17 protein-coding genes are annotated in these 18284 nt (G+C 35.7%); 12 read left to right on the plus strand and 5 right to left on the minus strand.

What is annotated here, in order from left to right:
- Positions 1 to 102 precede the first annotated feature (102 nt).
- The 7 genes from ACZQCL_RS01285 (at position 103) to ACZQCL_RS01315 (ending at position 7796) form a co-directional block, all read left to right on the plus strand.
- On the plus strand, positions 103 to 714 hold the full coding sequence (locus ACZQCL_RS01285; RefSeq protein ID WP_227993929.1) for a hypothetical protein: 612 nt from the start codon (positions 103 to 105) through the stop codon (positions 712 to 714).
- 129 nt (positions 715 to 843) lie between these two features.
- Complete coding sequence (locus tag ACZQCL_RS01290; protein ID WP_118114590.1) at positions 844 to 1377, plus strand: cupin domain-containing protein; 534 nt, start codon at positions 844 to 846, stop codon at positions 1375 to 1377.
- 20 nt (positions 1378 to 1397) lie between these two features.
- Positions 1398 to 2981 carry an ABC transporter ATP-binding protein gene (locus ACZQCL_RS01295; protein ID WP_118114591.1) on the plus strand — a complete coding sequence of 528 codons (1584 nt, stop codon included), beginning with the start codon at positions 1398 to 1400 and terminating at the stop codon, positions 2979 to 2981.
- Between the two features lie 3 nt (positions 2982 to 2984).
- Positions 2985 to 3812, plus strand: a complete 828-nt coding sequence (locus ACZQCL_RS01300) for an ABC transporter permease (RefSeq protein ID WP_117925107.1) — start codon at positions 2985 to 2987, stop codon at positions 3810 to 3812.
- 2 nt (positions 3813 to 3814) lie between these two features.
- Positions 3815 to 5701: an extracellular solute-binding protein gene (locus ACZQCL_RS01305; protein WP_337532186.1), complete on the plus strand. Its 1887-nt coding sequence runs from the start codon at positions 3815 to 3817 to the stop codon at positions 5699 to 5701.
- Positions 5702 to 5751: 50 nt separating this feature from the next.
- A complete protein-coding gene (eutH, locus tag ACZQCL_RS01310; RefSeq protein WP_227993934.1) occupies positions 5752 to 6777 on the plus strand; it encodes an ethanolamine utilization protein EutH in 1026 nt (341 codons plus the stop codon).
- Between the two features lie 2 nt (positions 6778 to 6779).
- Positions 6780 to 7796 (plus strand): alpha-hydroxy-acid oxidizing protein, encoded by a 1017-nt coding sequence (locus tag ACZQCL_RS01315; RefSeq protein WP_482481629.1) that lies wholly within the window; start codon positions 6780 to 6782, stop codon positions 7794 to 7796.
- Between the two features lie 154 nt (positions 7797 to 7950).
- Here ACZQCL_RS01315 and ACZQCL_RS01320 read toward each other — a convergent pair whose 3' ends face one another.
- From ACZQCL_RS01320 to ACZQCL_RS01330, 3 genes are all read right to left on the minus strand, one after another.
- Complete coding sequence (locus ACZQCL_RS01320; protein WP_337524893.1) at positions 7951 to 8307, minus strand: hypothetical protein; 357 nt, start codon at positions 8305 to 8307, stop codon at positions 7951 to 7953.
- Positions 8308 to 8560: 253 nt separating this feature from the next.
- Positions 8561 to 9208 (minus strand): potassium channel family protein, encoded by a 648-nt coding sequence (locus tag ACZQCL_RS01325; protein WP_227993939.1) that lies wholly within the window; start codon positions 9206 to 9208, stop codon positions 8561 to 8563.
- A gap of 12 nt (positions 9209 to 9220) precedes the next feature.
- Entirely contained in the window at positions 9221 to 10558 is a 1338-nt protein-coding gene (locus tag ACZQCL_RS01330; protein WP_333671485.1) for a TrkH family potassium uptake protein, read from the minus strand.
- A gap of 131 nt (positions 10559 to 10689) precedes the next feature.
- Here ACZQCL_RS01330 and ACZQCL_RS01335 point away from each other — a divergent pair, with 131 nt between their 5' ends.
- The 5 genes from ACZQCL_RS01335 (at position 10690) to ACZQCL_RS01355 (ending at position 17174) form a co-directional block, all read left to right on the plus strand.
- A complete protein-coding gene (locus ACZQCL_RS01335; protein WP_482481632.1) occupies positions 10690 to 12543 on the plus strand; it encodes a DUF4118 domain-containing protein in 1854 nt (617 codons plus the stop codon).
- The gene (locus ACZQCL_RS01340) at positions 12536 to 13267 is read left to right on the plus strand and encodes a response regulator (RefSeq protein ID WP_482481634.1); all 732 of its coding nucleotides are present in this window, start codon (positions 12536 to 12538) and stop codon (positions 13265 to 13267) included. The genes ACZQCL_RS01335 and ACZQCL_RS01340 overlap by 8 nt, the downstream gene beginning before the upstream one ends.
- Positions 13268 to 13927: 660 nt before the next feature.
- Positions 13928 to 14221 (plus strand): metal-sensing transcriptional repressor, encoded by a 294-nt coding sequence (locus ACZQCL_RS01345; protein WP_118114599.1) that lies wholly within the window; start codon positions 13928 to 13930, stop codon positions 14219 to 14221.
- Between the two features lie 9 nt (positions 14222 to 14230).
- Entirely contained in the window at positions 14231 to 16939 is a 2709-nt protein-coding gene (locus ACZQCL_RS01350; protein WP_482481636.1) for a heavy metal translocating P-type ATPase, read from the plus strand.
- A gap of 79 nt (positions 16940 to 17018) precedes the next feature.
- Positions 17019 to 17174, plus strand: a complete 156-nt coding sequence (locus tag ACZQCL_RS01355; RefSeq protein ID WP_158567598.1) for a hypothetical protein — start codon at positions 17019 to 17021, stop codon at positions 17172 to 17174.
- A gap of 206 nt (positions 17175 to 17380) precedes the next feature.
- Here the strand turns inward: ACZQCL_RS01355 and mutT are convergent, their stop codons facing one another.
- Both mutT and ACZQCL_RS01365 read right to left on the minus strand, forming a co-directional pair.
- Positions 17381 to 17767: an 8-oxo-dGTP diphosphatase MutT gene (gene mutT / locus ACZQCL_RS01360; RefSeq protein WP_227993807.1), complete on the minus strand. Its 387-nt coding sequence runs from the start codon at positions 17765 to 17767 to the stop codon at positions 17381 to 17383.
- 4 nt (positions 17768 to 17771) lie between these two features.
- A partial coding sequence (locus ACZQCL_RS01365; protein WP_482481639.1) for a DUF3427 domain-containing protein occupies positions 17772 to 18284 on the minus strand: 513 nt, incomplete at its 5' end.

Consider the following 18284-nt stretch of genomic DNA (forward strand, 5'->3'; position numbering starts at 1 on the left):
GGTGTTCGAAATAAAGATATATGTCCAGAAGTCAATTTATATAAGACGTTGTATGAGTGTTGATTTTAGCTTTATATCCTAATTTATTAAATGTGTCTTTTTATGAAACAAATTGTGCAATTTATTGAAGATAATAATATTTCAGAGGAAGAAGTTGCCAAAGCAGCCCATATGTCTTTGCGTAATTTTAGAAGGCAAATTCATTCCGAGGATCGTACGCAAACGCGTATTGTGCTTATTCTTGCAGATTATAATCATCAGTCCATTGATTCGATTTTCTTTGATCAAATGTATAATCAGCCCATTAATTTAGAAGGCTTAACATGGAATCAGGTTCAAGATATTATGAAATTGATTCATCCCGAACTATTTACAGATATTAAAAGAAGTTCGAAATTTAAGAATTTTGAATACAATTTAAAAAATGATATGGGTGATCGTATGCGTTTTATACGGGAAGTTGTTTTTTCGCTTTCGCAAACTCAATTTGGCAAATATATGGAAGTAACGAGAAATACTGCTAAGTATTGGGATGAGGGACAGATCAATGTGGATAAGATTTTAAAAATATCGCAAAGAACAAACATCAGCATGGACTTTATGATTCGTGATAATTATCCGTTGACTTTACAGACACAAGGTATGAGTGAGGCTTTATATTTGGCGGTTATGACAAATTGTGTATTGTATCGTTTGAGAAATATGAAACAGTAAAATTAATTTAACTTTAGAGCATGAAAAAAATGCTCTTTTTTCTTGCATAATTGAGGGTTTCCTATATAATAGATTTGTTCTTTTAATGAAACAAAAAGTTTAGTATAAAAAACAAGCAGGGGTGATTGAATGAAAATAGGCAAAAAACTAAAAGAGCTTCGAACCCAGAATGGGTTGACTTTGGAAGAACTTGCGAATCGTAGTGAATTAACGAAAGGCTTTTTATCACAGTTAGAGCGCGACTTAACAAGTCCAAACATTTCTGCATTGGAGAATATATTGGAAGCTTTAGGTACCAATTTGGCAGATTTCTTTCAATCAAGCAAGGAAGAGCAGATTGTTTTCCATACGCAGGATTTTTTTGTGAATGAACAAGATGATTTGGTTACGGAATATATTATTCCTAATGCTCAGAAGAATCAGATGGAACCTCTTTTATTGACTTTAAAACCGGGCGCAAAGTCACAGGAAGTCAAGGCTCATGAGGGAGAGGAATTTGGCTATATTTTAAAGGGTAGTGTTGTTTTAGTTGTTGGTAATAAAAGGTTAAAAGTTAAATCAAAAGAAACCTTCTATATTACAGGTAAGGAAGGGCATTATTTAGAAAACGTATCGAGTGTGGATGCCAAAGTATTATGGGTATCTACACCGCCTGTATTTTAATTGACAAGGAGAGAACATACATGGAACAGGAAAAGAATAAATTAATTCAATTTCGCCACATCGTAAAAGAATTTGATGGTCAAGTTGTGTTAAAGGGTATTGATTTAGATATATATGAAAATGAGTTTGTCACACTATTAGGGCCTAGTGGTTGTGGAAAAACAACTTTATTACGTATTTTAGGGGGCTTTTTAGAGCCTAGCGAAGGACAAGTCATCTTAAATGGAGAAGATATTTGTGAAGTGCCAGCCTATAAGCGTGAGTTGAATACGGTTTTCCAAAAATATGCACTATTCCCTCATATGAATGTGTATGACAATATTGCGTTTGGATTGAAAATTAAAAAGATGAGTAAGGATGTTATTGATCAAAAGGTCATGAAAATGTTGAAGTTGATTGGTCTTGAAGGATTTGAAAATAAAGATGTTACTTTACTATCTGGTGGTCAGCAGCAGCGTGTTGCGATTGCGCGTGCCTTAGTTAATGAGCCAAGCGTATTATTGTTGGATGAACCTTTGAGTGCGTTGGATTTAAAGCTTCGTAAAGAAATGCAGTATGAATTAAAGAAGATTCAACAAGAAGTAGGAATCACATTTATCTTCGTTACGCATGATCAGGAAGAAGCACTAACAATGTCAGATAAGATTGTTATTATGAAGGATGGCGAGATTCAGCAGGTTGGTAGTCCAGAAGATATTTATAATGAACCAGTCAATCAATATGTTGCGAAGTTCATTGGGGAAAGTAATATTATTCCAGCACGTATGGTTTGCGATAAGAAAGTACGTTTTGATGATATTACATTTGATTGTGTCGATGTTGGATATAAAGAAAATGAACCAGTGGATGTCGTAATTCGCCCAGAAGATATTGATATTGTGGATGTGAAAGATGGCAAGATGACTGGTGAAGTTGAGAGCGTATTATTTAAGGGTGTTCACTATGAAATCATGGTGGAAACGGTTCCTGGTACGCATGTCACGGTAAATATGCACGTAAACAAGAACTATGCGATCACAAGTGAAGATGGAAAAGAAAAGATTTCTGCCAACGACTTCTATCTAGACTTAGAAGATATGAAGGATATTGATGATAAAGAAATCATTGCGCGTGCCGATGCACAGGCTTGGAATCCTGAAACAGATGAGTTTATTTCAATTCACGATATTGATACAGATTTAAAACAGGAAGTAGGAGAATATACTGTTACTTTCTCAACAAACAATAAAACTTCAATTACGCGTAAGATTTGGGTTGTGGATCAAAGGGTTGTTGAAAACAAGAAGGCCAATGAAGCCGTTTCTGCATTTAACTTCTTTAAAACAGTGGATGAAATCAAGGAATCCATGGCTATTGATACAGACTTGAAGACTTGGGCAAATGCACAGGGCTGGAAGTTGGATGACGAAAATGAAACAGTAGATCTAGATGTAGATTATGATTTTGATCCTGAAACAATTAAGGAAGGTGTCTATAAGGTAACTTTCTGGACGACGGGTCGTGAATTCAAGATTCATACAACGGATTATGTAGAGGAAGGAAAAGAGGTCGGACTTACTTTCTTTGCGGAAGATATCCATGTTATGGAGAAAATGGGATTCTAGAAAATGAAAAAATTTCAACAATTAGCAATCCCTTATATTGTGTGGGCTTGCATCATGTTGTTGCTTCCGATGTTGCTGATTGCGTTTTATTCAATCATTCAGCAAGGCAACAGTATTGTGCACTTTAAGCTTACATTAGATAACTATGTTCGTTTTTTTACAGACAAAGATTTCTTGTTGATTTTATGGCGTTCTTTATGGATTGCCATTAAGACAACCATTATTTGTTTGTTGATCGGATATCCAATCGCATACTTTATTTCTAAGAATAGTCCTAAAGTTCAACAAATCTTAGTTCTTGCGATTACTCTTCCTACATGGATCAACATGCTTGTAAGAACATATGCATGGATTGGTATTTTATCAAGTGATGGAATTATTAGTAGCTTTTTAGGCTTGTTTGGAATTCATACAGAACTTTTATATACAGAAGCTGCTGTATTGATTGGTATGGTGTATAACTTCTTGCCATTTATGATTCTGCAGATCAACACGGCTTTAACGAAGATGGATAAATCTTTATTAGAGGCGGCTCAGGATTTGGGGGCCAATAAATTCCAAACGTTTTGGAAGGTTATTTTCCCACTTTCATTACCGGGCGTAGTTTCAGGTATCACATTAGTGTTCTTGCCAGCTGTAAGTTCATTCTTCATTCCTAAATTATTGGGTGGAGGACAATTCTTCTTGATTGGTAACGTCATTGAAAACCAATTCATTACTGTGGGAGAATGGAACTTTGGTTCAGCTATCTCAATGATCATGGCTATGATCATGATGCTTCTAATGATGCTTGTAAGGAAATTGGAAGAGCGTAATAAGGAGGAAAAATAGGCATGTCGAAAGATAAGAGAGTATTAGGTAAAGTAGGCATGGCTTTATTATTGGTGTTCTTTTATGCGCCAATATTATTCATGATTATTTTTTCCTTCAATAGTTCAAAATCGTTAACACACTTTACAGGGTTCTCATTATGTTGGTATGAGGCTATGCTTAAAAACCACGGTATGATGGAATCTTTGTATGTCACAATTATTATTGCCTTATTGGCAACAATTATTTCTACAATCATTGGTACGATTACGGCGATTGGTTTATCAAAGTCAAAGAAAGTATTGCGTGCTTTTGTCAGTCAGGTCAATGATTTTCCAATCATGAACCCTGAAATTGTTACTGCCATTGGATTGATGCTTCTATTTATTACTTTCCAAATTGAAAAGGGATTTGTGACATTATTATTAGCACATATTGCTTTCTGTATTCCATATGTTATTTTGAGTATTATGCCTAAGATCAAATCATTAGATCCAAACTTGGCCGATGCTGCAATGGATCTAGGGGCTACGCCTTGGCAAGCTTTGGTGAAAGTTATTGTGCCACAAATTATGCCGGGTATTGTTTCGGGTGCTTTGATTGCGTTTACAATGTCTTTTGATGATTTTGTTATTTCCTATTTCGTAACGGGTCAAGGTGTAAAGAACTTGAGTATTATGGTGTATACAATGTCTAAGCGTATTAATCCAAGTGTAAATGCGATTAGTACATTGGTTGTATTGTTGATCACAATCACTCTAACAATTGTGAATGTCTTGCCAATGATTCGTAAAAAGACAAGCCCTTCAAAACAAAATAAACCTTGGAAATGGGCTGTTGCGGGTGTTGTGGTAGTTGGTTTAGTGGCCTCTTTATTTGGCTTGAATAAATCAGCTGGTAGTCAGCCTTATGCAGGACAAACTTTACATGTATATAACTGGGGTGAATATACAGGTGAAAATATCATTTCAGGTTTTGAAGAGTTAACGGGAGCTAAGGTTATCATGGATAACTTTGATTCAAACGAACAGATGTATATTAAGGTTGCCAATGGCGATGCGTATGATGTATTGGTTCCAAGTGATTATATGATTCAAAGAATGATGCAGGAAAAAATGCTTCAAAAATTAGAGCCAGAAACTCGCAAAGAATGTTTAGGTGAATTGGTGGATGCGATAAAAGGTCTTCCGTATGATCCAAAGAATGAATATTCAATTCCTTATTTCTGGGGTACTGTTGGTATCGTATACGATAAGACAAAAGTATCTGAAGAAGATTTGGAAAAAGATGGATGGGATATTTTCTTAGATCAGAAATTTAAGGGAGATATCTATCTATATGATTCAGAAAGAGATTCATTCATGATGGCATTAAAAGCTCTTGGTTATTCAATGAATACGACAAGTCAAGATGAACTGAATGATGCATATAACTGGTTGATTCAATGTGTTCAGACAATGGATCCAGAAATTGTAACAGATGAAATTATTGATAATATGGCACAGGCTAGAAAGGCTTTAGGACTTATTTATTCTGGAGATGCGGCTTATGTCATGTCAGAAAATGAAAATATGGGATTCTATATGCCAAAGAGTGGAACAAACTTATGGTCAGATGCGATGGTTATTCCTAAGAATGCGAAGAATCCTAAGCTTGCGAATGAGTTTATTCGTTATATTACAAGCTATGATGCAGCTATGGATAATTCGAGTTATGTTGGATATACTTCACCAAATAAAGAAGTTACGGAAGAACTTGGTGGTAAAGGCGGAGATTATGATGGTATCAACGCATATACACCTCGTGCTGGTTACGATAAAGATGAAGTATTCCAATATGATGAAACTACACGTAAGATCATTGCGGATTTGTGGTCTAGAGTAAAAGTTGCAGCAAGTAACGCACATTAGTCGAAGAAATTTTCTTCGACTTTTTTTCATTATTATAATAGAATGAATGCATGAATCCGATTATTTTTATTTTATTATGCTTTGCCGCTTTAGGCTTATTTGACAAGATGTTTAAGAATCGACTTGGACTAGCCACTTCTTTTGATCGAGGCATTATAACGATGGGCGATTTTATGATGAGCGTAGGAGGCTTTTATTGTATTGCGATTGCGTTTTTAAATGGTCATGCCACTTTATTTGAAAATAAAGAAATGATTATTTCGAGTTTGTTGGCGCCAGATCTTGGAGGCTATTCCATTATAGAGTCTATGACACATGCAGATAATATCTTGATTTTCTGTGGTGTATTATTAACATCTACTTTGGGGTGCTTGATTAGTTTTCAATTGCCAATCTTTTTAAATGAACTGGATAAAGATGATTTGAATCACTATTTAAAAGGAGTTGTGTATGGTATTTTAGGTTTATTACCTATTCTTATTGGTTGTGGCTTTTTATTGCATATTGATCATTTTTTGATTGTGTTTTTACCCGTAATTCTTATTTGTGCTATTTTGATTGGTTTATTTTTTATTTCATTTAAAACATTAATTGTGGTATTAACCGTATTTTCTAAATTAGTACAAATGCTTGGGTATATTTTCTTTTTTCTAGTTTGTCTAACCTTCTTTTTCAATATGAACTTCACAAATGTGACATTAATCAATGAAGCACTACGCATTGTATTTCAAATGAGTATTATTGTGTGTGGTTCTTTAGTATTTTGTGAAATTGTATTAAGAAAGTTTTCGAGTCAGATTGAAAGAGTAGGTCAAATATTAAATATTAATAAGTATTCGGTCATGGGAATTATCTTATCTTTTGGAACAAGTATTGCGATGCTTCCTTTATTTAGTAAGATGAATAAGAAGGGCAAGATTTTAAATGCTGCCTTTTCATTGAGTGGGGCTTTTGTGTTTGGCGGACAACTCGGTTTTATTGCCTCAGTCAATCCTGCAAGTGTGACTTGGTTTGTGGTTGTGAAACTGGTAGCCGGAATATTAGGTTTAGTTATAGCGAATGTAATGGAGGAATGATTATGAATTATATGGAATTGATGGAAAAAAGTCGTGAAGTGATGGGGACAAAATTATGTAAGTCTTGTCCTGTATGTGATGGAAAGGCATGTCGAAATACGATTCCAGGTCCTGGTGCTAAAGGGATTGGGGATGTTGCGATGCGTAACTATGATGCTTGGAAAAACATTCGTGTAAATATGGATACAATTACAGATAATGAGCCAGTAAGTACAGAATTAGAACTATTTGGTCATACATTTAAATATTCGATTTTTGCAGGTCCTGTAGGAGCTGTAGCCATGCACTATTCAGATGCATATGATGATAATGGATATAATGATATCTTAGTAAAAGGTTGTATAGAAGCTGGCATTTGTGCGTTTACAGGAGATGGAAAAGATCCTAGTATAATGGAAAATGCGACACGAATTATTAAAGAGAATAATGGGTATGGTATTCCAACCGTTAAACCTTGGAGCTTAGAGACTTATTTGGAAAAGCTAAATTTAGCTTTAAACAGTAATGCCTTTGCGGTAGCTATGGATGTAGATGCAGCTGGACTTCCTTTCTTAAAGGGGTGTCAGCCTCCTGCAGGAAGAATGAATACAGAACAATTAAAGGCAATCATTTCAAATACACCTGTACCATTTATTGTGAAGGGTGTTATGAGTGTGAAGGGGGCTTTAAAGGCAAAAAAAGCGGGAGCTAGTGCAATTGTGGTTTCGAATCATGGTGGTCGAGTTCAAGATCAGACGCCTGCAACTGCTGAAGTACTCGAAGAGATTGTAAAAGCTGTAGATGGCAGTATGAAAATCTTTGTGGATGGTGGACTTCGTAATGGTGTCGATATCTTTAAGGCTTTGGCATTAGGTGCGGATGCTGTCATTGTAGCTCGTCCATTTGTGAATGCGATCTATGGAGCAAAAGAAGAAGGTATTCAAGTCTTAGTGGATAAACTTGGCAGTGAACTTCAAGATACTATGGAGATGTGTGGGGCTAAAAGCTTAAAAGACATCACTCGTGATATGGTAAGATAGGCAGCTTAATTGCTGTCTTTTTTTATGCTTCAGAAAAAATGTGTAAAAAAGGTACTAATAACCTCGGAAAAATGTGCAAAAGCAATACTAAAAAGTGCGGAAAAATGTGTAAAAGCATCTATTTATTTGATAAGTAAAGCGTTTTCAAAAGGTGTCAGATTTTACTGGCACCTTTTCTTAATGAGATGAAGGCAAGTACTGCATTGATCAAGCACCATGCTGACCAAATATATAGGTCTGAATAGTTTCCTGCAAGTACAAAGCCTGTTAATGTAGCTAAACTAAATAGAATTAGAAGTGCAATGTTGGTTCCTTTTGAATTATTCTTTCTAGATACAATCGATACAATTCCTCCACAAAGCATGCATATACTAACAACAAGTCCTGCACTGCCACTTACTTGTCCACTTTCTTCTAGTGCGTTTGCAAGGCCTGCTATCATACTTTGGAATACGACAAATACACTTAATACAATGGAAATGATTCCACTGACTAGTTTCCATGTTTTCATAATAATAAAATCCCCTTTCTTAAGTATATTTATAACTTAAAAATGGGGATAATTGGTATGCTCGTGGCATACATTAATGGTGAGTGATATTTAAGATGTGATTTAAGAGTCGTGGGACTAAGAAAGAAATGTAGATTACGGATCCTATTGATAAAATTCCTAACATAAATAATCGCCTCTTTCTTACACCTTTATTGTAGAATTTTAAATGTTTAAACGGTGTAAAAGAATGAGGCGTCATGTTAAGATTTCATTAAAAACGAAGGAATTTTTGTACGTCTGAATTTTGCGCAAGAATAAGAATGTTTTCGGATTCCTGGAAAGTATGTTCAGCACTTGGAAGTGGGTCTAGAATTCCATTGATTTTGGTAGCTAGAATGTTGATATGGTATTTTCTACGAATATCGAGTTCTAACATGGTTTTTCCAATCCAAGCGGTTGGTACGGCAATTTCATAAATGGAATATTCTGGAGTAAGTTGTACGTAGTCAAAGATGTTTTCGCTTGAAAAACGTACGGCGGCCCAGTTACCAATTTGTTTTTCAGGATATACAACTTCATCGGCTCCATTGCGCAATAAGAATTTAGCGTGTACATCGCGTACGGCTCTTGCGACAACAAGTTTTGATCCATAATCTTTTAATAGGGCTGTTGTTTCGAGTGAACTTTGAAAGTCATCTCCAATGGCTACAACGCAAAGATCAAAGTTCGATACGCCTAGTGAGTCAATAAAACTTTCGTCGGTAGAATCTCCAATTTGTGCATTCGTGACATAAGATAATACTTTGTTGATTTTTTCTTCATTTTTATCAATGGCTAAAACGTCATGCCCTAAATCATATAGTTTTTGTGCCATGTGACGTCCAAAACGTCCCATACCAATAATTAATACTGATTTCATATGTTCCTCCTGTTATCCAATTGTGATATTTTCTTGTGGTAAATTTGCGTTTGCGACAACTTGATGTTTTGAAATGGCTAAAAGTAAAGTTAAGCCTCCAACTCTTCCAAAGAACATCAAGAAAATTAAAATACAATGTGATGCACTTGATAGTGTGGGTGTGATTCCTAATGTAAGTCCAACGGTTCCAATGGCAGAGGCCGCTTCAAATAGGGCGTCAAGAATGGGTAGTTGATCGAAGGCCGAAATAAGGAGTGCTCCTGTAAAGAATAATACCATAAATAACATAAATAAGGCTGTAGCATTGTTTAATGTGTCCATGGAAATTCTTCTTCCAAAACATTGTGGGTTTTGTTTATGATTGAATACAGCACGAATACTAAGAATCAATACGGCTAATGTTGTTGTTTTAAATCCTCCGGCCGTACCTTGTGGACTTCCTCCTATCAACATTAATAGTGTCATAAAGAGGATACTGCTTTGATTCATTTTGTTTAAATCAATCGTATTAAAGCCGGCTGTTCTTGGGGATACGGCTTGGAAAATGGAAACGTTGATTTGATCGGCTAGACGCATATTCCAATGGCTAAAGTCATTGATGTAGAAGTAGAGTGTACTAATAATTAATAAAGTGGCTGTCGTAAATAGCACAACTTTGGATTGTAAGGAATATTTGTGCAAATGACGTTTGTATTGAACAACATCTTTCCAGACAAAGAAGCCTAAACCACCAAGTACGATAAGTGCTGCAATGACGTTGGATACTAAAATATCACCGGCATATCCTGTTAAAGATGAGTAAGCTTGGTTTGTGCCCATTAAATCAAAGCCTGCGTTACAAAAGGCAGAGATGGAATGGAATATGGAATACCATAGGCCTTTGACAAGTCCAAAACGCGGTAAGAAGCGTATGCCTAATAAGATGGCACCTAGTGCTTCGACGCATAATGCAGCTTTTAGAATCCATTTTGTGTTTCGGATAATACCCCCTAGTTTTGGGGCAGAAATAGATTGTTGCATAAAATATCTTTGTTTAAAACCAATTTTCTTGCCTCCAAGAACAAAGAGTAGAATGGCCATCGTAATGACGCCCATACCTCCAATTTGAATCAGAATCAAGATAATGAGTTGTCCAAATGGGGACCAATATTGTGCTGTGTCATGCATAATCAGTCCGGTTACGCAGGAGGCACTGGTTGAAGTGAATAATGCATCTAAAAATGGTGCGCCCTTACCATCGTTTGTGGAAAATGGAAGCATAAGCAGGCAGGCACCGATAAATATCATAGTCGCAAAACTGAGGATGATCATTTGTCCTGGGGTAATGCGTTTCATACGTTTTTTAAACATAAAACCACCTATTCTAATATCTTAAAACATTCTACACTAGTCTGTATTAAGATTCCATAAAGTATTCTAACACTATGTTAAGACAATGTTAAGATGAATGATTCTTTGTGGGCTTGTGTTATACTAGCTTTATGGCGAATGTATTAATATGTTTATCGGCTTCTAAATATAATTCTAGAGTTATTGATAAGGGAGCTCAAATTGCGAAAAGCAATCATGCAGTATTGAGTGCTATTTTTGTGCAAACTCCAAAATATGAGGGGGCAAGTGCGGCATCAAAGAGTTGTTTACGTGAAAATATTAAGTATGCGGAGAGTAAAGGGGCAAAAGTAACGATTCTTTATGGACAGGATGTATTGCCTCAGCTTGTGGAATATGTGGGTGTTTCTCAGGTGGATTGTGTTGTTTTAGAAAAAAATTTGGCGAAACAAGCATTGTTTAAGTTGAAAGATATTGATATATATTCTGTGAATTATCCGCAGGATTATCGTCGCATGTTTCATTTTAATTTTAATCTTTTGAGTTTTTCATTGAAAGATACATTAAAAATGATGGGGATTCTTTTTCTTTGTACGCTTATTGGCAAGGGATTTATGCACTTTCAATTTTTGATTACAACGCCTATTATGATCTATATCTTGGGCATTGTATTTGTATCCATTTGGACAAGTGGATATATCTATAGTTTGTTGGCGTCTTTATTTTCAGTGTTATGCTTTAACTTTTTCTTTACATACCCCTACTTTTCTTTGTTGAGTGATCCAAGCTATATTACGACATATATTGTTATGTTTGTGGTGGCCATGTCATCTAGTTCATTAATGACAAGATTAAAGAAACAATCTTTCGAAAATGCCAAACAAGTGTATCGTACGCAAGTCTTATTGGAGATGAGCCAGATGCTTCAAAAGGCGAATGATATGAATGCGATCTATGCTTCGATGTTAAAACAGCTGCATAAATTATTGGATACGGATTTAGTGTTGTATCCACATAATGATGAGCCTATTCTATTAGGACAGTGTCCTGTAGAAACGGATATTGTGGCTTGGGTTTATAAAAATAGGCATGAGGCTGGAAAGACAACGAGTTATCATTCGGATTCGATGTGTTTATATTTACCTATTAATGGAACGCACGAAGTGTTAGGTGTGGTTGGAATTGTATTAAAAGATAAGATAGATTCTTTTGAAAAAAATTTGTGGCTTGCGATATTGGACGAGTGTGGTATGGCTTTAGAGAAGGAAATGATTCGTTTAGAAAATCTAAAAATTGAGCAGCAAGCCAAACAAGAGGCGTTGCGAGCCGATTTATTACGTATGATTTCGCATGATTTAAGAACGCCACTGACTAGTATTTCAGGCAATGCCGGTTTATTGTTGGAAAACGAGAATGCGTTTTCACAAGAAAAGAAGAAGGAATTGTATCAAGATATTTATAATGATGCGATGTGGTTGTATGATTTGGTGGAAAACTTATTGTTTATAACGAGAATTGAAAATGGTACGATGCAGTTGAATTTACAACCAGAAATGATTGAGGATATTTTTAGAGAGGCCATTCATCATTTGGGTCGTAATAAACGTAAACATAATATTTCTATGCATTTAGAGGATGATTTATTGATGGCTAATATGGATGCACGCTTGATTATTCAGGTTTTAGTGAATTTAATAAATAATGCGATCAAATATACGCCTGAAAATTCAAATATTTCTTTGAATGCTAGGCGGGTTGAGGATAAAATTTTAATTGAAGTTCAAGATGATGGAAATGGTGTTTTACATCCAGATCAATTGTTTGAGATGTTCTATACGGAAAACAATCGAGGTGGAGATACAAGACGTGGCATGGGTCTAGGTCTATCTTTGTGTAAATCTATTATTCAATCGCACGGTGGTAAGATTTGGGTTGAGAATGTAACGCCTCATGGAGCTTGTTTTAAGTTTGTATTGGATGCAGTGGAGGTAAAGTTGTATGAATAGAGTTCAAATTTTAGTAATTGAAGATGATATTGCGGTTGGGAATTTGATTACGACAACTCTAGAGATGGAAAATTATCAGTTTCGTCTGGCAAAAACAGCGAAGCAAGGAATCATGAATGTGCTTTCTTATAATCCTGACATTATGCTTCTAGACTTAGGTTTACCGGATATGGATGGTTTGGAAGTTATAAAGAAGGTTCGTTCTTGGTCAAATATTCCAATTATTGTGGTTTCGGCAAGAAGTGAAGATCAAGATAAAGTGAAAGCTTTAGATTTAGGGGCCGATGATTATTTGACAAAACCATTTTCAGTAGATGAATTGTTGGCTAGACTTCGTGTAACGATTCGAAGATTGAATAATAGTCAGACCATAAGTGTAAATGAGAGTGTATATGAAAATGGAAATTTGACAATCAACTATGCGCAGGGGTGTGTATATGAGAATGGGCATGAAATCCATTTAACACCAATTGAATATAAATTGTTGTGCGTTTTAGCTAAAAATACCGATAAGGTTTTAACACATAATTATATCATGCAAGAAGTGTGGGGAAGCGTTCAGGGTACAGAGACTCCAAGTCTTCGTGTGTTTATGGCTACATTGCGTAAAAAGATTGAGCCAGACACTTCAAATCCTAAATATATTCAGACGCATGTGGGGGTTGGATATCGCATGTTGCGGCAAACAGAAAAAGCAGATCAAACGAGCGAATCACTATCCTAATAATGGTAGGGTTCGCTTTTAATGTGTGCGGGCACGGCATGAGTCCAGTTGGAGATAAACCAAGTAAAATGAGCAATGATATATTTAAAGCAACTTAGAGAAGTATAGATAAAAAATGTTTATAATTATTCAAAAAATAAAAAGGAGAGTAAGACGATAAAATCAGAACTGTCTTACTCTTTAATGACGTTTACTAGTGCCTTCGCATATTGAAATAGAGTGAAATAATAATTGTGATAACTCCAAATGTGATTAGTGCCATAATGGTTTTATTGATGCATAGAAGGATCAATATACTAAATAGGCTGACAATCGCAAATAGGAATAGTTCAATTTTTAATAGAATGGGATACATCAACAATGAATCGCGAAAACTGATTTTTTCGTATTGTGGTTCATTGTTTTTTAATAGTCTTTTTTCATATATAAATAGAATTTGGCTAAAGAGCACGACAAAAACAAGGTATATGATATTAAAAAAGATTTCTTTTGAGAAGAGTGCACTGCACGTTAAAAACATGACAAGAATGGTTCCAATTCTTGGCAGGTACACGTAATAATTATATTTCATAGAGTTTTTTCCTTTCTTTTATTATGCCACAAATCATATCACTTGAAATATACCTATAGGGGGTATATCATTATGTCGAGGTGAGATCAATGAGTGAGTGTTGTCATAAAAAGCATAAGCCTAGAGATGAGAAAGAAATCAAACAATTGACGAATCGTCTTCATCGTATGGTAGGACAATTGAATGGAATTGAGAATATGTTGAAGGAGAATCGTTATTGTGGCGACATCTTAGTGCAGGTAGCGGCTGTAGAGAGTGCTTTGCAGGCATTTGGATACATTGTTTTGCAGGAACACTTAAATACGTGTGTTGTTGAGGATGTGCAAAATGGAAATACAGAAATCATGAGTGAGGTTATGGATTTAGTAAAGAAGTTAAAGTAGGTGGTTTTAATGGAAGAAAAGTTTGATGTGACAGGCATGACATGTGCGGCTTGTCAGGCTAATGTAACTCGTGTTGTGAGTAAGTTAGATGGTGTGAGTCATTGTGATGTCTCTTTATTATCGAATTCAATGAAGGTTGAATTTGATCAAGATAAGGTGAATGAACAAACGATTTGTGAAGCTGTAAAACAGATTGGCTATGGAGCTAGTGTGCATGGTCAAAAGACAGAGGTTCGCAAAGAATGGCAGAATCGTCAGAATCGAGTGGAATCGGATCAAAGAAGTGCTAAACAAAGATTGACTTTGAGTTTAGTTTTATTGGTTCCTTTACTTCTAATTGCGATGGGTCCTATGGTGGGCCTTCCTATTTTAGAGGGTATGGAATGGATGATGGTTTCAGCCTTAACACAGCTGATTCTATGTCTATTTATATTGTTTATTCAAAGACATTTCTTTATTACTGGTTTTAAGGCTTTAATTAAAAAGTCGGCAAACATGGATTCTTTAGTTGCGATGGGTTCAGGTGCAAGCTTTGTGTATGGCTTGGTCGGTATTTATCAGATGGCCTATTATTTTGGTGTGCAGAATATGGAAATGGCCCATATGGCAATGCACTCTTTATACTTTGAGTCGGCCGCAACAATTGTGACTTTGGTTAGTGTTGGAAAGTATTTGGAGTGTAGATCCAAGGCAAAAACGAGTGATGCCTTAGACAAGTTGGTGGACTTAGCACCAAAAAATGCGACAATTTTAAGGGATGGTAAAGAAATTGTTGTATCGAGTGAAAGTATTCGAATTCATGATGTAGTTGTAATTCGTCCGGGACAAAGAATTCCAGTAGATGGTAAAGTCATTTCGGGTACAGGTTATGTGGATCAGTCGGCGATTACGGGTGAGAGTCTTCCGGTAGAAAAGAATGTAGGGGATTCAGTTATTTCAGCTACTATGAATGAGAATGGTACTTTTCAGTTTGAGGCTGAAAAAGTAGGTGAAGATACAACTTTGGCTAAGATCATTCAGCTAGTCGATGATGCAGGTAATTCAAAGGCCCCTATTGCTCGTTTGGCAGATAAAGTGAGTGGAGTGTTTGTTCCAGTTGTGATTTTAATCGCATTGATTACATTTGTCGCATGGTTGATCATTGGTCAAACGATTCAATTTGCGTTATCCAATGCGATTAGTGTACTTGTAATTTCTTGTCCTTGTGCCTTAGGTTTAGCTACGCCAGTTGCGATTATGGTAGGTACGGGTAAGGCTGCGGAAAATGGGATTTTAATTAAGTCGGCTGCCATATTAGAACAGCTACATTCGATTGATACGATTGTATTGGATAAGACGGGTACGATTACTTCAGGAAAGCCAAGTGTTCAAGGTGTTAAGGTATATACAAATATTAGTATGAATGACTTTATTTCAATGGCGGCAAGCTTAGAGAGTGGTTCTTTACATCCTTTGGGACAGGCCATTGTGGAGTATGCGAAAGATAAAAATATAAAGCTTCAACAACCTGAACAATTCACAAACATTTCGGGTCGTGGTATTCAGGCTAAGCTAAATGGACATGTGTATTTAGCAGGAAATAAAAGGTTATTAGAAGAGAAAAATATTCAAATAAATCAAAATGTTTTATCAGACTTAGATGCTTATGCAAGTTTAGGTCAAACTCCATTGATTTTTGTGAAAGATCAAAATGTGATCGGTTTAATTAGTGTGGCGGATACCATTCGTAGTACGAGTCAGGTTGCATTAGAACAATTTAAAAAGAAGAATATGCGTGTGGTTATGTTGACTGGAGACAATCAAACAACAGCGAATGCGATTGGTAAATCTTTAAGTGTGGATGAAGTGATTAGTGATGTGTTGCCACAAGATAAGGAGAGTGTAATTCGTAAGCTTCAAGAACAAGGTAAGAAGGTTATGATGGTGGGTGATGGTATCAATGATGCGCCTGCATTAATGCGTGCTGATATTGGGGTTGCGATTGGTGCTGGAACCGATATTGCCTTGGATAGTGCGGATGTGATTTTGATGAAAAGCTCTTTATTGGATGTAGTGACGGCAATCGATTTATCAAATGATGTCATCAAGAATATCAAGATGAATTTATTCTGGGCTTTCTTCTATAACATTCTAGGAATTCCAGTTGCGGCAGGCCTATTGTATCCGGCATTTGGACTTCGATTATCACCAATGATTGGTTCTGCATGTATGTCTTTGAGTAGTGTTTGTGTTGTCACAAACGCATTGCGACTTCGTTATTTTAAACCTAAAGTTCAAAGTGAAGAAGTCAAAACGTACACAATGCATATTGATGGTATGTCTTGTGGACATTGTGCATGGTTAGTAGAGGATGCTTTAAAGAAGGTTCCAAATGTAAAAGAAGTTCATGTGGATTATAATTTGGGTAAGGCCGATATTGACTATGTGCAACAAGTAAATAAGGTGGCTTTAAGACAAGCGGTTGAAGATGCGGGTTATATTCCCGTTGAATATAAGGAGGAAAAGAAAATGAAAAAAGTAGTAACAGTAGATGGTATGATGTGCATGCATTGTGTGGCACATGTAAAGGATGCCTTAAGTAAAGTAGAAGGTGTAAGTGATGTAGTGGTTAGTTTAGATGAAAAAACAGCTACATTAAACTGCACTGAGAATGTCACAGATCAGATGTTGAGTGATGCCGTGACAAATGCGGGATACACAGTTATTTCAGTAAAATAACGAATCATAAAAATAAATAAAGTCAAGACTTGTAAGCGGATTCATAATATTCTATGATAGACGTCGAGGGAGACGCAAAATGGAATGTTTTATTGATGGAAAATCCACTTGCGAAAGAACTTTCTGGAATCGCTTGAATGTTTTGGCTAACTTTCAGCAGAAAGAAATGATAATGGATGGTTTGAAGGTTCGTGTCGCAGAAAGTATGTATTGGATTCAACCAAAGAAAGGATAGTTCGTTTGAATTATTCTTTTTTTTCGACAGTTGTATCACACAAAAATCTCAATATTCACTTTAAATAAAGTGAAAATAGATGCTTTTAACATAAATAAAATGTTGTATGGGATTTTAATTGATTTGAAATTTATTTGACAGTTGAATCATATCTTTATATAAAGTAAAAATAGATGCTTTTAACATAAATAAAATGTTGTATGGGATTATAATATTTCTTTTAGTTTAGCGATTAATCCTAAATCTGCAGGTAGCCAATCTACTAAGTCTAATGTGTCTTTAGTAAGCCATTTTGCAGATTCGTGTTCTAATAGAGTTAAATTTCCTTCAAGAATTGTACAAATGAAACATTCCATGGATAGGTGGAAGGTTGGGTAGTCATATTCGACTGTATCAAAGTATTCTTCGACTTGAATGGTTGTATCTAATTCTTCTTTGATTTCACGAACAATGGCTTGTCTACTTGTTTCATTGGGTTCTACTTTTCCTCCAGGAAATTCCCATCCGTCTTTAAATTCGCCATAACCTCTTTGGGTGGCGAATATTTTATTTTCATCTTTAATAATGGCAGCTACTACGTGTATTGTTTTCAAAAAATCACTCCTCTACAATGTATCGATAAATGTCTTCTCTTACGGGTGTATCCAATTGCCATAAGATTTCGACGGCTGTTTTTTGCGTGTTGGGCATCACAAACTGTTTGGTCTTATCTATCTCTGCTTGCATATGGCCTAGATAATAGAATTCTTTGCTTGTTTTATCATCTTTGTTCTTTCGCACAAACAAATGAACTTCAATCCCTCTTTCTTTGGCGTACAAGAAGTTTTGTACGTCATCACTGCTTGTGGTTCTTCCGGATTTGGATATCGCAATCAATTGACTTTCATTGATAAAATGATCTTCATATTTGATGGTATCTTGAATGTCGTTTGCCTTGTCATAATTGATAAAGACAGGGAATGTTTTGGTTGTTTGATCATATTTGTATCCGCCAATATTTAATGGAACTTCATTGTGTTGCCAATTTAATAAGCGACAGGCATCTTCGTATGTATATTTTTGATAAAGAACAAAGTTTGTATCTTTATATGTATTCTTATAATGTTTATT

Source organism: Holdemanella sp. (genome assembly GCF_056804935.1).